Source organism: Sphingomonas sp. (genome assembly GCF_035317925.1).
Lineage (GTDB): Bacteria > Pseudomonadota > Alphaproteobacteria > Sphingomonadales > Sphingomonadaceae > Sphingomonas_I.
The window spans coordinates 1-20,035 of record NZ_DATHFV010000031.1; the positions used below are offsets into that span (position 1 = coordinate 1).

The following is a 20,035-nucleotide window of genomic DNA, read 5'->3' on the forward strand; positions in this document are numbered from 1 at the left end:
GCCTGTGGGAGTTTGTGCCCTATAATGATGCCGAATTGCGGCCACGGGTCGATCAGCTATTCCTGACCCAGGTCACCTGGATCGTCAGGCGCCTGCTGCGCCGGCGCCCGCATCGCGGCCTTGCGCTAGCCTTGCTGAAGCGTCTTTACGATCGCCAGTTCGGAGACGATCCCCACCCCCGCAACCTCGCCTCGCTGTTTCTCTATTCGGGGCCGGTCGGGGTGCGGATCGGCATGCGGCAGCATATTGCGACCCATGCGGTCCGGTGGAATGCCGCGCGCGACAATTTCGCGCAGCTTGCGACCGGCGACGGCTATCTAGACAGCCCCGCGCGGCTCGCGGCTCTGCGTCACTTTTTCGGCAGTACGCGCATCAAACGCGCCGGCATCGTCCAAGTCATGCATCATGGCGCGTCCGCGAACTGGCATGAGGGGGTCGCCGCAGCCCTGGCGCCTGCGGTCAGCATCTTTTCGTCCGATCCAGCACATAAGGGCTATCGTCACCCGCATCCCGAGGTGCTGCGGGATTTCTGGCCCTGGTGTCCGGTCCAGGTCGATCGCGAACGGGGTTTCGAGCTGGTGGTTTGGCTGACGTAACATAGACGGGTGCGGTCATCGCGGCCGCAGCAATTGAATTCTGGGAATTCCGGTGGAATTCCGGTGACAGTGCACTTATTTCCGCGAACAAGTCGCCGGCGGGTTCATGTTTCGAAAATAAGTGCACCGGAATGCGGGATCGTGTCCCCGGAATTCTCTTTGTGATGAACCGCCGAACGTTTGGGGAGCAGCAACATGGCTCGACGCTTTCTGATGTTCATTATCGGGTCCATTTTCGCACTGACGCTGTCGGCAGCACAGATGACGCCGGCCGACGATCCGGTCAGCGGCACCTGGAAGCTGAATGTGGCCCGGTCGAAATTCACACCCGGGCCGGGGTGGCAGAGCCAGATCCGCGTTTATGCGGCTGCTCCGACGGGCGTTTCGGTCACCTGGACGGGCATCGATGCCGGCGGCGAGGCGATGCGGGTGAATTATACCTATGCCTATGATGGGCGAGACTATGCGATGGCCGGTTCCGCGAGCTACGACACGCTGAACGCCGTACGCATCGACAAATGGACCGTCAGGTCGGAGGAAAAACGCGACGGCAAAACGGTGGGCATCGCCGTGCGTAAGGTTTCGCGGGACGGAAAGATCCTGACCATCACCGACGAGGGCACCAACCGAAAGGGTCTGCCTTTTTCGCAACTGCTGATATTCGACAGGCAGTGACGGCTTCATCGCGCAGCTTTATTCATTGGCTGCGCGCTGGCGCGACCGGGGGCGGAAGATGCGAAAAGCACGATTGGCACGCGGGTCGGCGTCTGAAAGCGCGGCTCTGCTCCTCCGGCTGCTCCTGGCGTCGCTCTTCATTGCGCATCTCTATTGGAAGTTCGCGATTTTCCCCGGCGGGCTGGAGGCCTGGTGGGAAAATCTGCTCAAGGCGGGATATCCGGCCTTCGTGCCCGCTTATGTCCTTTCGGCGGAACTTGCCGGCGCCCTGCTGCTGATCCCGGGCGTGCTGACCAGATATGTCGCCTGTTATGCCATGCCGATGATGCTGGGCGCGGCCCACTTCTGGATGACGCGCAACGGTTTCTTCTTCACGAAGGCTGGAGCCGAACTGCCGCTCGTCTGGCTGGCGCTGCTTGGTATTCAGGCTGTTGCGGGCGATGGTTGCTTCGCGGCGGTCCGGTCCCCGGATCCGCGTCGCCTGCTGGCATGGTTGCGGCACAGGCGCCGCTCCGCTGTTTGAGGCGTGAGCCTGTCGTCGTGACGTCTCGGCGGAATTCCGGGGACACAGTGCCTAATTTTGCCTTACCACTTTGAGCATCCACTCTGGACAAAACGTGAACAAACCCCTATGGTATTGAGGATGCATGCCACGTTCGGCAACAAATTCCGGCGTTACGGGGCGGATTGAGCAGTTTGAAAAGTACCGAACCGTCTAACAAAATTGCGCTATCGCGCGACAGACGGACTTTTTCGGAAATTCCTTTAGTTCGTTTCCGGTGTTTTTTGAATTTCCGGCGCCTCGCCCCTACCCTGGATCGCCACCGTCCACCCCGGCGGCAGATAGTCGGTCGACATGTAATAATAGAGCCGGCAGCGCCCGTCGCCGGTGTAGCTCGATCCCTTGACCAGCCCGAACGCGATCGTGCCCGCGAACACCGGGCCGCCGCTGTCGCCGCCCTTGCAATCGGGGCCGCGCACCGCGACCCAGGTCGGCGTGCACGGGCCGGCGCACAGCGCGCCGGGCGGGGCATAATCGGGATATTCGACCTCGGCGCAGCTATAGCCGGTCCGCTCGCCGCGATGGCAGACGACGTCGCCCGCGCGCGTGCTGGTCTGGTTGCGCCAGCTCGTCACCGGGCGCGAGACGGTCTTGCCCCGATCAACATAGAAGCCGGCATAGAAAAGCGGCGCCAGCACGCCCGCGCCGACATGGATCTGGACGTCCTGATAATGCGCGCCCCACGCGCCGATCATCGTCAGCGGGATCTCGCCCCCGCCCGGCTCGACATAGCTGATCTGGTCGGGGCAATGCGCGGCGGTGGCGATGCCGGTCTGGGTGCCGTCGGTGACGACGAAGCCGCTGGTGCAGACGGCACGCCGGCCGATCCCCGGATCGAAGCCGATCACCCGTCCCCCGCCCTCCGCCATCAGATTGATGTCCAGGTCGGACCAGACTTTGACCTCGACCGGCACGCCGGCAATGGTCGAGAGCCGCGCCGCCAGCGCCTCCGGCCCATCGGCGTCGACATCGTCCGCCTTGACCATCACCGCCAGCATGCCGGTGCGCGGATCGACCCCCATGCCGGGCGGATTGTGCAAGGCCGCGCGGAGATCGGCCTGATGCGCGACGATCGCGGCGAGGATATCGTCGCGCGTCGCCGGTGCCCCCGTCTGGAACAGGACCGGCACGTTCATCCCGCCGGCAAGGATCGCCTGATCGGCCACCGGCTCGGCCCCGGTCAGCAGCACCACGATCCGGAAGCCGCCATCATGCACGATGTACAGGCCGGCCAGCCGTTCGCGGTAACCGAACTGGAGCGCGTCGGTCGCGGGCACGCTGTCCTGCGCCGCCTCCATCTCGCGGATCGCCTGGTCGAGCGGCACGCCATAGAGGCGCGCATATTCCGCCCCGTCCTGCGCGAGCGCCTCGACCGGGGTCTGGATTTGCGGGGGTGCGTCGGCCGCCTTGTCGGGCACGGCCGGCGCCGCATGCGACTGGGCCGGCGGCACCTGGGACGGCGGCGTCTGGGCGAGCGCCGCCCCCGCCGCACAGGCCCAACAGGCCGCCATCAGCTCGCGCCACCGCACCGCTTAGCCTTGTGCCGCGCCGCCCGCCCCGACGCCAGCGCCTTTCGGAATGCGGTCTATCTCTGCTAAGGGGCTGCCGTGCTTCAGCAAACCGCCCCCGCCGGCCCCGTCCGCAAGCTTGCCCGTCTCCTCCAGAAGTGGGGCGGCATGGCGAAGTATCGCCAGCATCCCCGGCTTGCGGCCTTGTCCTGGCGCGCGGCCAACCTGCTCGATGCCGAGCTGACGATCACCCGCCGCGAGATCGCCAAGGCGCGCCCGCGCAGCCAGGATGGCGTGCAGCATCTGGGCGCGGTGGGTATCGGCACCACTGGCACCTGCAATGCGTCCTGCATTCATTGCCCGACGGGCAAGGCCAGCACCGCCAATTCGCCGCGCGGCACGATGCCGATGTCGATCTTCCACAAGATCATCGACGGTATCGTGGAAGAAGGCGTGGCGGTGGACAGCCATATCGGCTTCGGCCTGTTCGGCGACGGGCTGGTCGATCCGATGGTGGTCGAGCGCGCCCGCTATGTGCATGAGAAGCTCCCCGACGTGATCTTCTCGGTCAACACCAACGGCGCGGCCTATAACAGCTCCAAACACAAGGTGCTGTTCCCCTATGTCACGCTGATCGCCCTGCACTGCGAATCGCTGACGCCTGAGACCTACGACTATCTGATGACCCCGCTGCGGGCGAAGAACGTCTTCCCGAAGTACGAGCAGATCTTGCGCGACTTCCCCGGCAAGGTCCGCGTCAGCGTGCCGGTCAGCCGCGCCAATCGTGAAGAGCTCCCCATGATCCGCGAATGGTTCCTGTCGCGCGGCGCGAAAGAGGTCGTGTTCGATCCGATGTCGAGCCGCTGCATGGAAGACCTCAGCCTGTTCCAGAAACTGTCGCTCTCCCCGGCGCGCGTCCTCTGCACATCCGCCGTGACGCACGACCTGATCGTCGATTGCGATGGGGCGGTGCTGCCTTGCTGCAACGACTTTGCGCGTGAACAGCCGATCGGCAACCTCGCGATTGAAACCTTCCGCGAAACGATGACCAACCTCGCCCGCCGCCAGTTCGCCCAGACGATGGATGAAGGACGCCATGACGAGGTGCCACTTTGCACGCGCTGCTTCGGCGACGTGCGCACACCCAATTTCCCGTTCGATCATCCCGTATCGTCTTGATGCTGACGCAGTGGCTCCGGCGCCGACGGGAGCGCAGGACGGGCTTTCCTGGGGCCCGGATCAACAATCGTGACCTCACCGCGCTGCTGACTCCGGTCGGCGCGCAAGGCCATCCCAACCTCAACCGCCTGCGCCTGATCGCCAACGCGATCGACCCGCTTGCGCTGAACATCAAGCAGATGGGATACAGCCTGGCGCGGCAGCTCGCGGACGCGCTGCCGCCTCCGACCGGGACGGTCGCGCGGAAGCATAATCTACCCAGCGGGCTATCGACCCAGGCCGCCATGGAAAGCGAATGGGTCGCCCACTGGTGCGGCGAGCTCAAGATACCGGTGACCTATCACCGGAAGCTGTGGGAGCTGTGCTTCGTCCTGCAATTCCTGTTCGAAGCCGACATGATCGCCCCGGGAAAGCGCGGGCTCGGCTTCGGCTGCGGCGAGGAACCCCTGCCCAGCTACCTTGCTGCTCATGGCGTGTCCGTAACGGCGACCGACATTCCCCCTGAAGAGGCGGTTTCATCGGGCTGGAGGGAAAGCGGGCAGCATGCGACCGCCCGCGATCTGGCATTCATGGAGCATCTCGTCGGCCGGCAGGCGTTCGACGAGAATGTCGATCTTCGCTTCGTCGACATGAACCGGATTCCCGCCGACCTGACCGGTTACGACTTCTGCTGGTCGATCTGCGCCCTCGAACATCTGGGTTCGATCAGGAATGGACTGGCGTTCGTCGAGAATGCGATGGCCTGCCTGCGGCCCGGGGGCGTGGCGGTCCACACGACCGAGTTCAATATCCGCGAGGACGGGCCGACGGTCGACAATTGGATGTCGGTCGCATTCCAGCGCAAGCATATGGAAGAGCTTGCGCAAAAGCTGCGGTCGCAAGGCCACCATGTCGCGCCGTTCGATTTCGATCTCGGCGGCGGCCCGCTCGACCGGTTCGTGGACATGCCGCCTTATCATGGCGAACTGCCAGCCTCGTTCGCGGAGTGGCTCGGGCCGCCCGCGCACCTTAAAGCCAGCATGGACGGGATGATCGTCACCTGCATCGGCATCGCGATCAGGAAGGCGTCCTAGCCCGCGGCTTCGCGCTCGAGCAATTTCCGCTTGATCGGCAGCCCATAGGCATAGCCGCCGAGGCTACCGTCCGTGCGCAGCGCGCGGTGGCACGGGATCAGCATCGCGACCGGGTTGGCCCCGCACGCGGACCCCACCGCGCGCACCGCATTGGGGTTGCCCGCGCGCGCCGCGAGCGCGGCGTAGCTCAAGGTCTCGCCCGCCGGGATGCGCGACAATTCGCGCCACACCGCCTGCTGGAAAGCGGTGCCGCGCACGTCGAGCGGCAGGGCCATCGCGCGGCCGGGCTGGGTCACGAACTCGACCGCATCCGCGAGCAAGGCCTCCAGCGCCGCGCCGCCCCGCTCGATCGCGGCGTTTGGGAAATGCGCGCGCAGTGCGGCATCATCGGGCTCGAACGCGACCCGGCAAATGCCGCGCGTGGTGGCGGCCACCAGCAGCGGGCCGAGGTCGGTCTGCGCGACTTCCCAGCGGATCGTCTCGCCGCGCCCGCCGTCGCGCCATTTGGACGGGGTCATGCCGAGCCGGTCGGGCATATCGGCATAGAAACGGGCGGGCGCGGCATAGCCGGCGTCATACAAAGCTTCGGTCACGGTATCGGACTCCTTGAGCGCCCGTTCGGCCCGCCTGGCGCGATGCGCGCGGACATAGGCCGCGGGCGTGACGCCGGTCGCGCGGCGGAACAGGCGATGGAAATGGAACGGGCTATAGCCGGCGGCCTCCGCCAGGCGGTCGAGCGAGGGCGCGTCTTCCGCCGCCTCGATCAGCGCGATCGCGCGCGCGATGCCCGCCTCGTCCGCCGCGATCTCGTCGGGGCGGCAGCGCAGGCAGGCGCGCAGACCGAAATCGCGCGCTTCGGCGCCGCTGGCGAAGAAACGCACATTCTCTCGCCGGGGATGGCGCGCGGCGCAGGATGGCCGGCAATAGATGCCGGTCGAGAGCACGCCGGTCACGAACTGTCCGTCCATCGCACGGTCGCGGCGCAGTACGGCGCCCCAGCGTTGATCGTCACTCTCAAGCATGGTCGCGCTCCGCACGGGCGAGGAAGCAGCCCCAGGCCGCGGCGTGGATATCGACATGCACGATCTCCTCATCCTCGAACAAATCGCGGAGGCCGGCGTCGGCGTCGCCCGGCTGGGCAAGCCTGGCGGCACGGATCATTCCCGCACCGTCGAAGCCCCGCAAGCTGGTCGTGCGCCGCGCCAGGAACGGCGGCGCCCTATCCTTGTAGAGCGGCGCTTCGACCACGCCTTCCCTGATAAAGATTGCGTGCGACGCGCGGAAGGGCGTCTGCACGTCCGCCGACACGAAGTTGAGCAACAACACCTCGGTACCCGGCGCGGCATCTTCCAGCGAAACCCGGCAGGGAAAGGCGTTGGGCCGATCCACGGTCATCCGGATCGCGCCGGCGGCGATCAGCGCGTCGGTATCGGCGAAGGCGGCGGGGTCGAGCCCCTTGATTCGATAGGCCATGATCTTGTTCTCCTCGAACTGACCCAGCCCATCTATGCCGCCTTCGCCCCCACCGCTTCCCGCGGCTTGCGGTCAAACCTCCCTGATCGAAAAGCCGTAGGAATCGACCAATTCCACGCTGCCGCGCGAGACTTCGGGCGGAATCTCGCAGCGCGCGCTGAGATGGGAACCGAATGCGTCGAATTCGGCAAGGCCGGTTACGGCATCCGAATTGTCATCCAGCAGATTGACGAAGACGTGGACGAAGCTCTGCCCGTCCGCCTCCTTGAACAGCCCATAAGAAACACCCTGCGGCCGGTCGCGGCGGACGCGATCGAACACCGCATGGGAAAGCGCTTCATTCTCGGCGACGGCCTCGGGCTTCACCTTGTAGCGGACGATGGTCACGCGTTGCATAGTCATACTCCTCCTGGAGCGCAGTGATCGCGCCCATCATCCTGACGAAGCCGGGTCTCGAAAGGATTCGAGGCCGCCCACAGAATCCTTTTCGGTCCGGCACTCGTCATGGCATCGGACGTAGAGCGAGGACGGGATGAGCGGTTTGGACACAAAGGGCCTGGAACAATGGCTGGCCGATATGCGGCCCCGGTTGCACAGCTTTTGCGGGCGCATGATGGGCTCCGCGATCGATGGCGAGGATGTCGTGCAGGAAGCGCTGATCCGCGCCGCCACATCCTATGAACGGTCCGCCCCGATCGCGTCGCCCGAGGCATGGCTGTTCCGAATCGCCCGCAACGCCGCGATCGACATGATGCGACAGCGGCGCGGCGGCGATGTTCCGATGCTGGAGGGCGACGATGCGGATCCGGGCGCCGACAGCGCCGCGCGCGTCGCGGTGACGTTGGGCTTTACCGCCTTCCTGCCACTGCCCCCGCCGCAGCGCGCTTCGGTCGTGCTGGTCGACGTGCTCGGTTATTCGGCGGCGGAGACGGCATCGATCCTCGAAACCAGCGTGGCTGCCGTAAAGGCGGCCTTGCATCGTGGCCGCCTGCGACTGGCGGTGCCCGCCGAATCCCCCGCTCCCGCCATCGACGATCGCGAAAAGCTGCAGCTGCGGGCCTACGCCGATCTGTTCAATGCACGCGCGTTCGACGCCTTGCGCGATCTGCTCGCCGCCGATGCGCAGCTCGATCTGCCGCCAAGGGCGAAGCGCAAGGGCAAGGCCGACGTGTCGATCTATTTCGAACGCTATTCCGCCGCCGACATTGCGTGGCGGGTCGAACCGGTGCTGGCCGAAGGCAGGCCAGCGCTGCTCGCCACCGATCCGGACAATGCGAACAGCCGGTTCGTGATCCTGCTCGGCTGGTCGGACGGCCGCATCGTCACGATCCGCGATTTCCATTACGCCCGTTACGTGATGGACGGGATCGATATCGCGCGGATTTGACCCCGCTCACCTTGCAATCCGCACCCCCGCTTGCTAGGCGGCGCGCGACCGAAGTGGGCGGCCATCCGGTGCGCCCGCTTTAGCCTTGCCCGTTCGGCGCGAGGCACCACGAAATCAGGGGACGACGAGCGCGTGGAGTATTCCGGCGGCATACAGGCAAGCCTTAGCGGACGGTACGCCACCGCTCTGTTCGAGCTCGCCCGCGACGGCGAGAAGCTCGACAAGGTCGGCGCCAGCCTCGCCACGCTGAAGCAGGCTTTGGCCGATTCGGCCGATCTCAAGAATCTGGTCACCAGCCCGCTCGTCAGCCGCGCGAACGCCGGCAAGGCGGTCGCCGCCCTGGCCAAGCCGCTCAAGCTCGATCCGCTGACCGCCAATTTCCTGGGCGTGCTCGCGCAGAATCGCCGGCTTGGGGCGCTCAACGCGATCATCCGCGACTTCAACACGCTGTCGGCGCGCCATCGCGGCGAGACAAGCGCCCAGGTGATCACCGCCCACCCGCTCGACAAGAGCCAGTTGGCGGCGCTGACCGTACGATTGAAATCGATCGTCGGTAGCGAGGTCGCGGTCGACGCGACGGTCGACCCCAATATTCTCGGCGGACTGATCGTCCGTCTCGGCAGCCGTCAGATCGACGGCTCGATCCGCACCAAATTGAACGCACTCGCGACTGCGATGAAAGGTTGAACATGGAAATCCGCGCGGCAGAAATCTCCAAGGTCATCCGCGACCAGATCGCGGGCTTCGGCACGGATGCCGAAGTGTCCGAGGTGGGCTCGGTGCTGTCGGTCGGCGACGGCATCGCGCGCATCCACGGGCTGGACAATGTCCAGGCCGGCGAGATGGTCGAATTCTCGAACGGCGTGCAGGGCATGGCGCTCAACCTCGAGGCCGACAATGTCGGCGTCGTGATCTTCGGCTCGGACAGCGAGATCAAGGAAGGTGACGTCGTCAAGCGCACGCAGACGATCGTCGACGTGCCGGTCGGCAAGGAATTGCTCGGCCGCGTGGTCGACGGCCTCGGCAATCCGATCGACGGCAAAGGCCCGATCGCGACGACCCAGCGCAGCCGCGTCGAAGTGAAGGCGCCGGGCATCATCCCGCGCATGTCGGTGCACGAGCCGGTCCAGACCGGCCTCAAGGCCTTGGACGCGCTCGTTCCCGTCGGCCGCGGCCAGCGCGAGCTGATCATCGGCGATCGTCAGACCGGCAAGTCCGCCGTCGCGATCGACACCTTCATCAACCAGAAGGGCCCGAATTCGGGCGATGACGAGAGCAAGAAGCTCTACTGCATCTATGTCGCGATCGGCCAGAAGCGCTCGACCGTTGCGCAGCTGGTCAAGACGCTCGAAGAGAATGGCGCGATGGAATATTCGATCGTCGTCGCCGCGACCGCGTCCGAGCCCGCCCCGCTCCAGTTCCTCGCGCCGTACACCGGCTGCGCGATGGGCGAATATTTCCGCGACAACGGCATGCACGCCGTCATCGTCTATGACGATCTGTCCAAGCAGGCCGTCGCCTATCGCCAGATGTCGCTGCTGCTGCGCCGTCCCCCGGGCCGCGAAGCCTATCCGGGCGACGTCTTCTACATCCACTCGCGTCTGCTCGAGCGCGCCGCGAAGATGAACAAGGACAATGGCGGCGGCTCGCTGACCGCGCTGCCGATCATCGAGACCCAGGCGGGCGACGTGTCGGCCTACATCCCGACCAACGTGATCTCGATCACCGACGGCCAGATCTTCCTCGAGACCGACCTCTTCTATCAGGGCGTCCGCCCCGCGATTAACGTCGGCCTGTCGGTCAGCCGCGTCGGTTCCGCCGCGCAGACCAAGGCGATGAAGAAGGTGTCGGGCTCGATCAAGCTCGAGCTCGCCCAGTATCGTGAGATGGCGGCATTCGCGCAGTTCGGATCGGATCTCGACGCATCGACCCAGCGTCTGCTCAATCGCGGCGCGCGCCTGACCGAGCTGCTCAAGCAGCCGCAGTTTCAGCCGCTGCCGTTCGAGGAGCAGGTCGTGTCGATCTTCGCCGGCACCAACGGCTATGTCGACAGCGTGCCGGTCAATGACGTCGTTCGCTACGAAGCCGGGATGCTGGCCGACATGCGCGCCAATCATAAGGACGTGCTGAAGGCGATCCGCGACAGCAAGGATCTGGCCGACGACACCAAGGCCAAGCTGAAGAGCGCGCTCGATCAGTTCGCCAAGACGTTCGCCTGAGCCGATGCTGCAAATCGTCATCTGGATGCTTTGTGTCTACCTCATCCTGAAGGGGAAAGAGTTGGAACAGATCGCCGCTGCTGCAAGTCATGAGCATCGCGAGGAAAACTTGCGCTCGGCTAAGATTTGGGCACGATTTGCGTACGTGGCTGCGGCGGGGTTTTTCCTGCTTTCGCTCGCTCAGGGACATTCAGTCCCTGACGTGCCTCGCTTCTAACGGACTTAAGATGGCCAGCCTCAAGGCACTCAAGAACCGGATCAGCTCGGTCAAATCGACCCAGAAGATCACCAAGGCGATGAAGATGGTCGCCGCCGCCAAGCTGCGCCGCGCGCAGTCGGCGGCCGAGGCTGGCCGTCCCTATGCCGAGCGCCTGAATGCGGTGATGGCGAGCCTGGCGTCGAAAGTCACGGTCGGCCCCAACAGCCCCAAGCTGCTCGCCGGCACGGGTTCGGACCAGAAGCATCTGCTGGTGGTCGCGACGTCGGAGCGCGGCCTTGCGGGCGCGTTCAACACCAATATCGTGCGGGCCGCGCGCAAGACCGCCGACGAGCTGCTGCGCGCCGGCAAGGATGTGCGTTTCTACCTGATCGGCAAGAAGGGCCGCGCGGTCCTGCAGCGCCTGTATCCGGGCAAAATCGTCTACCAGGTCGACCAGAGCCACATCAAGAACGTCGCCTTCACCGACGCGCTCAGCGTGGCGAAGGACCTGATCGCGCGGTTCGAGGCGGGCGAATATGACGTCGCCCACCTGTTCTTCGCCAAGTTCCAGTCCGCGCTCGTTCAGATCCCGACCGAGTTGCAGATCATCCCGGTTCCGGTGCCGACCGGCGGCACGGTTACGACCCGTGTTTCCGAGGACGGCACCCGTACCCAGACGACCGTGGGCGGCGCCCCCGCCAATGATGGCGCGGCGGTCGAATATGAGCCCGATGAGGAGACGATCCTCGCCGAGCTGCTGCCGCGCAATATCGCGATCCAGCTGTTCCGCGCGATGCTGGAAAATGCCGCGTCCGAACAGGGCAGCCGCATGAACGCGATGGACAACGCCACCCGCAATGCCGGCGACATGATCAATCGCCTCACCATTCAATATAACCGCACCCGCCAGGCCGCGATCACGACCGAACTGGTGGAAATCATCTCGGGCGCCGAAGCGCTCTAACGCACCCGAAAGCAAGGAAAGACAATGGCTACCGCCTCCGCAATCTCCTTCGGCACGAACAATGTCGGCCGCATCAGCCAGGTGATCGGCGCCGTCGTCGACGTGCAGTTCGACGGCGAGCTGCCGGCGATCCTGTCCGCGCTCGAGACGCGCAACGGCGACAACCGCCTCGTGCTCGAAGTCGCGCAGCATCTCGGCGAAAGCACCGTCCGCACGATCGCGATGGACGCGACCGAGGGCCTGACCCGCGGCCAGGAAGTGACCGACACCGGTTCGCAGATCACCGTGCCGGTCGGCCCGATGACGCTCGGCCGCATCCTCAACGTCATCGGCGAGCCGATCGACGAGCGCGGTCCGGTCAATTCCGACAAGTATTCGCCGATCCACGCCAAGGCACCGGACTTCGTCGATCAGTCGACCGAGAGCAGCATCCTCGTCACCGGCATCAAGGTGATCGATCTGCTCGCGCCGTATGCGCGCGGCGGCAAGATCGGCCTGTTCGGCGGTGCGGGCGTCGGCAAGACCGTGCTGATCCAGGAGCTGATCAACAATATCGCCAAGGGCCATGGCGGCGTGTCGGTGTTCGCCGGCGTCGGCGAGCGCACGCGCGAAGGCAACGATCTCTATCACGAATTCCTCGACGCGGGCGTCATCGCCAAGGATGCCGACGGCAATCCGACGCCGGAAGGTTCGAAGGTCGCTTTGGTGTTCGGCCAGATGAACGAGCCGCCGGGCGCGCGTGCCCGCGTCGCCCTTTCCGGTCTCGCCAACGCCGAATATTTCCGCGACGTCGAAGGCCAGGACGTGCTGTTCTTCGTCGACAACATCTTCCGCTTCACCCAGGCGGGTTCGGAAGTGTCGGCGCTGCTCGGCCGCATCCCGTCGGCGGTGGGCTATCAGCCGACCTTGTCGACCGACATGGGCCAGCTGCAGGAGCGGATCACATCGACCAACAAGGGCTCGATCACCTCGGTGCAGGCGATCTACGTCCCCGCCGACGATTTGACCGATCCGGCGCCGGCGACCTCGTTCGCCCACCTCGATGCGACCACCACGCTCAACCGTGCGATCTCCGAAAAGGGCATCTATCCGGCGGTCGATCCGCTGGATTCGACCAGCCGCGTGCTCGAGCCGCGCGTCGTCGGCCAGGAGCATTACGAGACCGCACGTGCCGTCCAGGCGATCCTGCAGAAGTACAAGTCGCTGCAGGACATCATCGCCATCCTCGGCATGGACGAGCTTTCGGAAGACGATAAGCTGACTGTCAGCCGCGCGCGCAAGATCGAGCGCTTCCTGTCGCAGCCGTTCCACGTCGCCGAGGTCTTCACCGGTATTTCCGGCAAGTTCGTGCAGATCGAGGATACGGTCCGCTCGTTCAAGGAAGTCGTCGAAGGCAAGCACGACGATCTGCCGGAATCAGCCTTCTACATGGTCGGCGGCATCGACGAGGCGATCGCCAAGGCGAAGAAACTGGCCGAAGAGGCGTAATTTCAACTCCCCTCCCTGCCAAGGGAGGGATCAGGGGAGGGGCTGGCCTGCCGGTTCCTCCGTCGAACTCCCCTCCCCCTACCCCTCCCGCAAGCGGGAGGGGGGAGAAATTGAATGGCACTGCATTTCGAACTGGTCACGCCCGAGAAATTGCTCCGCTCGGAGTCGGTCTACATGGTGGTCGTCCCCGGCACCGAGGGCGAATTCGGCGTGCTCGAAGGCCATGCGCCCGTGATGTCGGTGATCCGTCCCGGCGAGCTGACCGTCTATTCGGGCCCGAACACGGTTTCGGCGCGGATCCACGTCGAAGGCGGCTTTGCCGAGGTCAATGCAAGCGGATTGACGGTACTGGCCGAGGCGGCGAGCGAGCCCGCCTGAACCGCTCAGCCGGGCGCATCCGTAGCGGCTAAGCTCTAAATCTACTGGACAAAATCCCGCCGATCAGGGCTTTAATGGGGTGCGCCCTGGGGGGAGTGCCGCGTGACCCTGAACCTTACCGAATCTCTGGCCGACCGGCTTGGCCGCTTTGGCGATGCGCTGGCCGCAGTCGATGATCGGGGCGGCTCGATCCGTTATGACGAACTGGTGGCGCGGGCGGATACGCTCGGCGCAACGCTCGGCGCCAAACCCAAGCTCGTGCTGCTGGAAGGCGGGAGCTGCATCGGCTGGCTGATCGCCTATGTCGCATGCCTGCGCGGGCGTCATCCGATGCTGATCGCGCCTGCGGGCGCGCACGAGACGATCGCGCATTTCGAACAATTGTTCAGCCCGGCAGTGCGGATCACCGCGGCCGGGGATTGGCAGGCGGAGCCGACCGGGCGCACGTCCCCTGCTTTGCATCCCGAGCTTGCGCTGCTGTTGTCGACGTCGGGCTCGACCGGAAGCACGAAATGCGTCCGGCTTTCGGCACGCAACATGACGGCGAATGCCGCATCGATCGCCGAATATCTTGGCCTGGGCCCCGACGAGCGCGGCACGGTCAACCTGCCGACCCATTACAGTTACGGTCTGTCGATCGTGAACAGCCATCTGTTCGCCGGCGCGACGATCCTGCTCACCGACAAATCGGTGATCGACAAGGCGTTCTGGGCGTTTCTGCGCGAGCATGAGGCGACCAGCTTCGCCGGCGTGCCCCATATTTACGATCTGTTGCAGCGCATCGATCTCGCGGCATCGGCGCCGCCCTCGCTGCGCTATTTCACGCAGGCCGGCGGACGCCTGGCCGCGGACATGGTCGCGCGCTTCATCACGCTGGCCGCCGATCATGGCTGGCGCTTCTTCGTCATGTACGGTCAGACGGAAGCGACCGCGCGCATTGCGTATCTGCCGCCCGAACAGGCCGCAGCCAATCCGGGCAGCATCGGGGTCGCCGTCCCCGGGGGCGGCCGGATCGCGCTGCTCAACGAGGATGGCGAGGAGGTCGCCCTGGGCGAGGTCGGCGAGATCGTCTATTTCGGGCCCAACGTCATGATGGGCTATGCCACCGGCCCCGACGATCTGGCGCTCGATCCCGGCCCGGAACGCCTTGCGACGGGCGATCTCGGCCGGTCCAACAAGCGCGGTCTCCTCGAGATTACCGGCCGCAAGAGCCGCTTCATCAAGATCTTCGGAAACCGGATCGGGCTCGACGATATCGAAACGCTGCTGAGCATCGAAGGCTATTCGGCAATCGCCACCGGCATCGACGATCAGCTGCTCATCGTCACGCGGGATGCCGACGCCGCGACTCCGATCGCGGCGGTGCTCGCCCGCATCCTCAAGCTGCCGACGGCCTATTTCACCGTTCGGGTGGTGGAGGAATATCCGCTGCTTGCCTCCGGCAAGGTGGATTATGCGAGCCTCAAGGCGTCGATCGAACCCGCGGTGACGGAGACGGTCGGCGGCAGCCTCGAAGGGCCGGTCGGCCCCGATGCGGTCGAAGAGGCCTTCAAATCCGTGTTCGGCGAAGCCGCGGAAGATCGCAGCGCCAACTTCAATTCGCTCGGCGGCGATTCGCTCAACTATGTCCTCGTTGTGATGGCGCTGGAAAAGTGCCTGCCGCACATTCCCGACAATTGGGAAGCGATGTCGATCGACGCGCTCACCGCGCTGGCGGAAGCGCGCGACATGACGCCGGACGGCAAGGGCTCCAGTACGAGCAACCTCCTGCGCAAGCTGGCCACGATCGACGTCGCGCGTGGCCTCTGCATGCTGCTGGTCGTCGTCATGCATGTCGACGAGGTCCATTTTTCGCAGGTCGTGGCCCCGGGCAAGATCGCCCACATCTGGGATCTGATCACCAGCATCGCCAAGCCGATGCGGATGCCGACCTTCTTCCTGATTTCAGGCGTGCTGGTGGGCCAGGCGGTGTGGCGGCCATGGCGCGAAATCGCGCGCGGGCGCTTCTTCTTCCTGCTCTATCTGTTCGTCTTGTGGACGACGATCATCACCGTGAACGTAGCGATCGCCGCACGCCTGATCGCCGGCGAATGGCATATCGGCGAATTCGTCGGGCGGTGGGCGGAAAGCCTGATCCTGCCGCAGTCGCTCTTGTGGTTCCTCTATGCGCTGCTGGCCTACTTCCTCGCCGCGCGGCTGATGCGGAACTGGCCGTTGTGGCTTTCGCTGGGACTGGCCACGATCCTGTCGGCGGTCTCGGCCGATCTGGTCGGCCCGCCGATCACCTACATCGCCCGTTCGCTGCTTTTCTATCTGATCGGCGCGTACCTTCCGCGCGTGGTGGATGCCGTGTCGCAACGCGCAAGCTGGCCGGCCGTGATCGGCCTAGGCGCGGTCTATCTGGCCTCGTGTTTCCTGGTGAAGGTCGCGGGCGAATTCGTGGTCGGCATCTGGCTGCCGGCCAGCGTGACCGGCATCTGCCTCGGCCTGGCGCTCTCGCATCGGCTCGCGGATACGCCGCTGGGGCGCCCGTTGACGTTCGTCGGGCGGCATACTTTGCCCATCTATCTCCTGCATCAGATTCTGGTGCGCGACTGGCACGAAGTCATCACACGGCCCGGAGCGCCGCTTTTGGCGAAACTGCTCGGCAACAAGCTGATCTGCGCGACCTATCCCATCTTCCTCGATACGGCGATCATCCTGCTGTCGCTGGGTATCTACGTCGTACTGATGAGGATCGGATTGCGATGGTTGTTCGAGCTGCCGCCGATGCTGCTGCGAAAATCGTCCGTTCCCGTGCGCACCGAGGTGGTGGTGTAGGCTCGAGGCCAACCCTCCGAAGCGGCAAGGGAAGTCGCCGATCCGCCAACCAAGATACGCCGTCGTCCGCCCCTTCGCACCACGCAAACCTCGGTAATCGCGCGGATTGCAGTCTTAAAACCTTCGCAAGCTTTCCGTTCTATTCACCATGACTGGCCAGGCTTTCCGGGCCGCTGTGGGGTATTGAATGAGTGCGTTCGGAAGGCGAGGCGGACTGGGAGGGGGCAATAGGCCCTCTTTCGGCGTTGCCAAGCCGATGCAGGTCAATGGTGCGATCCATGGCGGGGAGCAATTCCCGCCGGTGGAAGCCGTTGTCGCATCCGTCGATCCCATTACCGGCAATCCGGACGCGATGTCGCGCCTGGCCGATCGCGTCGCCGCATCGGGCGAAGCCGGCTCGCTCAAGGCCGAGGGCTTCGAAGCCTCTGTCCACAAGATCAAGGAGCAGGTCCTCCCCCGCCTGCTGGAACGCGTCGACCCCGAAGCCGCCGCTACCCTCACCAAGGAAGAGCTGGCCGAGGAGTTCCGCCCAATCGTGGGCGAAGTGCTGGCCGAGCTCAAGATCACGCTCAACCGTCGCGAGCAGTTCGCGCTGGAAAAGGTGCTGGTCGACGAATTGCTCGGCCTCGGCCCGCTTGAGGAATTGCTGGCTGATCCGCTGATCAGCGACATCATGGTCAACGGTCCCGACCAGACCTATGTCGAGCGCAAGGGCAAGCTCGAGCTCGCCGCGGTCCAGTTCCGCGATGAGGAGCATCTGTTCCAGATCGCGCAGCGGATCGTGTCCAAGGTCGGCCGCCGCGTCGACCAGACCAGCCCGCTCGCCGACGCCCGCTTGGCCGACGGCAGCCGCGTCAACGTGATCGTGCCGCCGCTCAGCTTGCGCGGCACCGCCATCTCGATCCGCAAATTCTCGGCCAAGCCGATCACGCTCGACATGATGGCCAAGGGCGGCAGCATGTCGGAGAAGATGGCGACCGCGCTCAAGATCGCCGGCGCCTGCCGCTTCAACATCGTCATTTCGGGCGGTACCGGCTCGGGCAAGACGACGATGCTCAACGCCATTTCCAAGATGATCGACCCGGGCGAGCGCGTGCTGACGATCGAGGACGCGGCCGAGCTTCGCCTGCAGCAGCCGCACTGGCTGCCGCTCGAAACGCGCCCCGCCAATCTCGAAGGCCAGGGCGAGATTTCGATCCGAGACCTCGTCAAGAACGCGCTGCGTATGCGCCCGGATCGTATCATCCTCGGCGAAATTCGCGGCTCCGAATGCTTCGACATGCTCGCCGCGATGAACACCGGCCACGACGGCTCGATGTGTACGCTTCACTCCAACTCCCCGCGCGAGGCACTCGCCCGCATGGAGAATATGGTGATGATGTCGGACATCAAGGTGCCGAAGGAAGCGATCAGCCGCCAAATCGCGGATTCGGTCGATCTCGTCATCCAGGTCAAACGTCTGCGCGACGGCAGCCGCCGCGTCACCAACGTCACCGAGGTGATCGGCATGGAAGGCAGCGTGATCGTCACCCAGGAATTGTTCAAGTTCGAATATCTGGACGAAACCGCCGACGGCAAGATCGTCGGCGAATATCGCTCGATGGGCCTGCGCCCCTACACGCTCGACAAGGCCAAGCAATTCGGCTTCGATCAGCCTTATCTGGAAGCATGCCTCTGACGCAGCGATTTGCGGCCGTGCCGCGCTGGCTGTGGCTGGCGCTGCTGGCCGTTGCGCTGATGTCGCCGGCGATTTTCGGCCCGTTGCGGCTGAACGACAGCCACTGGATCAATTATAGCTGGAGCGAGCAGTTCACCGCCGCGATCGCGCACGGCGATCTGTGGCCGCGCTGGCTGCCGCAATCGCATGGCGGGCTCGGCGCGCCCGATTTCTATTTTTACGGGCCTGTCGCCTTCTGGCTGGCGGCACCGTTTGGCCTGGTTGGGCTGGCGCCGTGGCCGGCCCTGCTCGGTGCGGCCACGTTGGGCCTCTGGTTCTCAGGCCTCGCCATGGGCCGTTTCCTCAATGGTCGCACACGCCACCCCGCGCTCGGCGCGGCGCTCTACATGGCGCTGCCTTACCATCTGCTCGACTTCGGGATGCGCGGCGCACTCGCCGAGTTCGTGGCGTATGCCACTCTGCCGCTGGTCGCACTCGGCATCGCCCGGCGCCGCATCTGGCTGATTGCGGCCGGCTACGCCCTGCTGATTCTGACCCACCTGCCGACGGCCCTGCTCGCCAGCCTCTTCCTGATCCCCGTGCTCGCTTTGACCGAAGCCTGGAAGGATCGTCCCGCCTTGTTGCGCATCGGCGCGGGCCTCGTGCTCGGGCTGATGCTCGCCGCGCCCTATCTGCTGCCCGCGATCCTGCTCCAGCGCTACGTCGCGATCGCGACCATGACCGCCGTGCCCGCTTTGCAGGCCGCGCGCTGGACCATCCTCTCGCCCGATACGCACATGCGCGACGGCCTGTTCCTGGTCGGGCTGATCGCCGCGGCGCTGGCCCTCCCCGCATTGGCCTTGCTCCGGCGCGACCGCTGGGGCTGGTTCGTGCTGGCGATGCTGGCGCTTGGTTTGGGCCTGATCCCCGCGCTCTGGGCGATCCCGCTGCTTGCGGCGGTCCAATTCCCCTGGCGGTTGTTCGTGCTGGCCGATTTCGGCGTGGCCTGGATCGTCGCACGGGCATCCTGGCCGATGCAGCGGCTGTTGCTGCTGGTCGTGCCCGCCTTGGCCCTCACATCGATCATTCTGTGGCTGCAGACCTCCAACCAGTCGGTGCAACCGGTCGGTCGCGTGTTGGCGCACCATCCCGACGTGATCGAATATCTGCCCGCCGGCGTAAGCGAGCCTTACGCGGCCTTTTCGCGTCGTGCGCTCGATCTTGCCGCGCATACCCCGCCTACGCGCAGCACGAACGGCTGGACCACCGTCCGCCTTCATTACTTCCCGATCTGGCAGGTTCGTTGTGCGAACGGCCTCGTGCCGAGCGGCGCCGAGCCCGGCACCGGCCTGCTGCGCTATCGTGGCGAGGGCTGCGCGGTGGAGCGGCGGCGGTTGCCGATCGAGAATTTCGGCCTGGCGCTCAGCCTCGTTGCGATGGCCCTGCTTGCGGTCGGACCGGCCGTAGCCGCCCGACGCCGCCGCCAAGCGCTTACCGCACCCGCCACCACAACGCTCCATTAACCTCATCAGTCTACACGTTCGCCGCGATGAACATGTCCGCCCACAGGTTCAACTTCGCCGAATTCGCTGCGGCGCCGCTCAACATTGCGGCTCTCGGAAACAGCGGACCGACGAGGCCATGGCTGACCGTCGTCATGCCGGTGCATCATGGCGAACATTTTCTTCCCGCCACGCTCGCCAGCGCTGCAGCCCAACAGACGGACGGCGTCGAATTCCTTATTTATAATTCCGGAGATGACGGGGGTGCTTCACGTCGGATCGCCGAGGGATTCGCTGGCCATCTTGATATAAAATGGTGTGAAACGCCCGAGCTGCCGTCCTGGACTGCAAAGAT

Annotated in this window: 19 protein-coding genes; 15 read left to right on the top strand and 4 right to left on the bottom strand. The window is 65.1% G+C overall.

The features are described 5' to 3' along the window. The 3 genes from VK533_RS02260 to VK533_RS02270 all read left to right on the top strand — a co-directional run. A partial coding sequence (locus VK533_RS02260) for a hypothetical protein (protein WP_324374611.1) occupies positions 1–596 on the top strand: 596 nt, incomplete at its 5' end. A gap of 195 nt (positions 597–791) precedes the next feature. Continuing rightward, positions 792–1,271: a hypothetical protein gene (locus tag VK533_RS02265; protein ID WP_324374613.1), complete on the top strand. Its 480-nt coding sequence runs from the start codon at positions 792–794 to the stop codon at positions 1,269–1,271. A gap of 73 nt (positions 1,272–1,344) precedes the next feature. Continuing rightward, positions 1,345–1,794: a DoxX family protein gene (locus VK533_RS02270; RefSeq protein WP_324374615.1), complete on the top strand. Its 450-nt coding sequence runs from the start codon at positions 1,345–1,347 to the stop codon at positions 1,792–1,794. A 242-nt stretch (positions 1,795–2,036) separates the two neighbouring features. Here VK533_RS02270 and VK533_RS02275 read toward each other — a convergent pair whose 3' ends face one another. Next, complete coding sequence (locus VK533_RS02275; RefSeq protein ID WP_324374617.1) at positions 2,037–3,344, bottom strand: hypothetical protein; 1,308 nt, start codon at positions 3,342–3,344, stop codon at positions 2,037–2,039. A 96-nt stretch (positions 3,345–3,440) separates the two neighbouring features. Between VK533_RS02275 and VK533_RS02280 the strand changes: the two genes are divergently transcribed. Then, on the top strand, positions 3,441–4,520 hold the full coding sequence (locus VK533_RS02280) for an SPASM domain-containing protein (protein ID WP_324374619.1): 1,080 nt from the start codon (positions 3,441–3,443) through the stop codon (positions 4,518–4,520). Further along, positions 4,520–5,593 (top strand): SAM-dependent methyltransferase, encoded by a 1,074-nt coding sequence (locus VK533_RS02285; protein WP_324374647.1) that lies wholly within the window; start codon positions 4,520–4,522, stop codon positions 5,591–5,593. Before VK533_RS02280 ends, VK533_RS02285 begins: the two co-directional genes overlap by 1 nt. Here the strand turns inward: VK533_RS02285 and ada are convergent. From ada to VK533_RS02300, 3 genes are all read right to left on the bottom strand, one after another. After that, a complete protein-coding gene (gene ada / locus VK533_RS02290; RefSeq protein ID WP_324374621.1) occupies positions 5,590–6,615 on the bottom strand; it encodes a bifunctional DNA-binding transcriptional regulator/O6-methylguanine-DNA methyltransferase Ada in 1,026 nt (341 codons plus the stop codon). The two genes, VK533_RS02285 and ada, sit on opposite strands and share 4 nt — an antisense overlap. Continuing rightward, positions 6,608–7,066, bottom strand: a complete 459-nt coding sequence (locus VK533_RS02295) for a DUF1203 domain-containing protein (RefSeq protein ID WP_324374623.1) — start codon at positions 7,064–7,066, stop codon at positions 6,608–6,610. The genes ada and VK533_RS02295 overlap by 8 nt, the downstream gene beginning before the upstream one ends. Positions 7,067–7,138: 72 nt before the next feature. Continuing rightward, a complete protein-coding gene (locus tag VK533_RS02300; RefSeq protein ID WP_324374625.1) occupies positions 7,139–7,462 on the bottom strand; it encodes a hypothetical protein in 324 nt (107 codons plus the stop codon). Positions 7,463–7,598: 136 nt separating this feature from the next. Here VK533_RS02300 and VK533_RS02305 point away from each other — a divergent pair, with 136 nt between their 5' ends. From VK533_RS02305 to VK533_RS02350, 10 genes are all read left to right on the top strand, one after another. Then, complete coding sequence (locus VK533_RS02305; RefSeq protein WP_324374627.1) at positions 7,599–8,453, top strand: sigma-70 family RNA polymerase sigma factor; 855 nt, start codon at positions 7,599–7,601, stop codon at positions 8,451–8,453. Between the two features lie 132 nt (positions 8,454–8,585). Further along, entirely contained in the window at positions 8,586–9,140 is a 555-nt protein-coding gene (locus tag VK533_RS02310; RefSeq protein WP_324374629.1) for a F0F1 ATP synthase subunit delta, read from the top strand. 2 nt (positions 9,141–9,142) lie between these two features. Beyond that, on the top strand, positions 9,143–10,672 hold the full coding sequence (atpA, locus tag VK533_RS02315; protein WP_324374631.1) for a F0F1 ATP synthase subunit alpha: 1,530 nt from the start codon (positions 9,143–9,145) through the stop codon (positions 10,670–10,672). Between the two features lie 227 nt (positions 10,673–10,899). Beyond that, the gene (locus VK533_RS02320; protein ID WP_324374633.1) at positions 10,900–11,835 is read left to right on the top strand and encodes a F0F1 ATP synthase subunit gamma; all 936 of its coding nucleotides are present in this window, start codon (positions 10,900–10,902) and stop codon (positions 11,833–11,835) included. Between the two features lie 24 nt (positions 11,836–11,859). Then, complete coding sequence (gene atpD / locus VK533_RS02325) at positions 11,860–13,323, top strand: F0F1 ATP synthase subunit beta (RefSeq protein ID WP_324374635.1); 1,464 nt, start codon at positions 11,860–11,862, stop codon at positions 13,321–13,323. A gap of 114 nt (positions 13,324–13,437) precedes the next feature. After that, positions 13,438–13,701 (top strand): ATP synthase F1 subunit epsilon, encoded by a 264-nt coding sequence (locus VK533_RS02330; protein WP_324374637.1) that lies wholly within the window; start codon positions 13,438–13,440, stop codon positions 13,699–13,701. 102 nt (positions 13,702–13,803) lie between these two features. After that, positions 13,804–16,521, top strand: coding sequence for an AMP-binding protein (locus VK533_RS02335; protein WP_324374639.1), 2,718 nt, complete (start codon positions 13,804–13,806; stop codon positions 16,519–16,521). Between the two features lie 187 nt (positions 16,522–16,708). Further along, entirely contained in the window at positions 16,709–18,199 is a 1,491-nt protein-coding gene (locus VK533_RS02340; protein WP_324374641.1) for a CpaF family protein, read from the top strand. Continuing rightward, entirely contained in the window at positions 18,190–19,701 is a 1,512-nt protein-coding gene (locus VK533_RS02345; RefSeq protein ID WP_324374643.1) for a hypothetical protein, read from the top strand. The genes VK533_RS02340 and VK533_RS02345 overlap by 10 nt, the downstream gene beginning before the upstream one ends. Positions 19,702–19,727: 26 nt before the next feature. Further along, on the top strand, positions 19,728–20,035 hold a 308-nt coding region (locus VK533_RS02350), incomplete at its 3' end, for a hypothetical protein (protein WP_324374645.1).

Coding starts and splice junctions, on each gene's coding strand:
- ada (WP_324374621.1), bottom strand. CDS start 6,615: ATGCTTGAGAGTGACGATCAACGCTGGGGCGCCGTACTGCGCCGCGAC.
- atpD (WP_324374635.1), top strand. CDS start 11,860: ATGGCTACCGCCTCCGCAATCTCCTTCGGCACGAACAATGTCGGCCGC.
- VK533_RS02320 (WP_324374633.1), top strand. CDS start 10,900: ATGGCCAGCCTCAAGGCACTCAAGAACCGGATCAGCTCGGTCAAATCG.
- VK533_RS02345 (WP_324374643.1), top strand. CDS start 18,190: ATGCCTCTGACGCAGCGATTTGCGGCCGTGCCGCGCTGGCTGTGGCTG.
- VK533_RS02265 (WP_324374613.1), top strand. CDS start 792: ATGGCTCGACGCTTTCTGATGTTCATTATCGGGTCCATTTTCGCACTG.
- VK533_RS02275 (WP_324374617.1), bottom strand. CDS start 3,344: ATGGCGGCCTGTTGGGCCTGTGCGGCGGGGGCGGCGCTCGCCCAGACG.
- VK533_RS02285 (WP_324374647.1), top strand. CDS start 4,520: ATGCTGACGCAGTGGCTCCGGCGCCGACGGGAGCGCAGGACGGGCTTT.
- VK533_RS02340 (WP_324374641.1), top strand. CDS start 16,709: ATGAGTGCGTTCGGAAGGCGAGGCGGACTGGGAGGGGGCAATAGGCCC.
- VK533_RS02295 (WP_324374623.1), bottom strand. CDS start 7,066: ATGGCCTATCGAATCAAGGGGCTCGACCCCGCCGCCTTCGCCGATACC.
- VK533_RS02330 (WP_324374637.1), top strand. CDS start 13,438: ATGGCACTGCATTTCGAACTGGTCACGCCCGAGAAATTGCTCCGCTCG.
- atpA (WP_324374631.1), top strand. CDS start 9,143: ATGGAAATCCGCGCGGCAGAAATCTCCAAGGTCATCCGCGACCAGATC.
- VK533_RS02305 (WP_324374627.1), top strand. CDS start 7,599: ATGAGCGGTTTGGACACAAAGGGCCTGGAACAATGGCTGGCCGATATG.
- VK533_RS02300 (WP_324374625.1), bottom strand. CDS start 7,462: ATGCAACGCGTGACCATCGTCCGCTACAAGGTGAAGCCCGAGGCCGTC.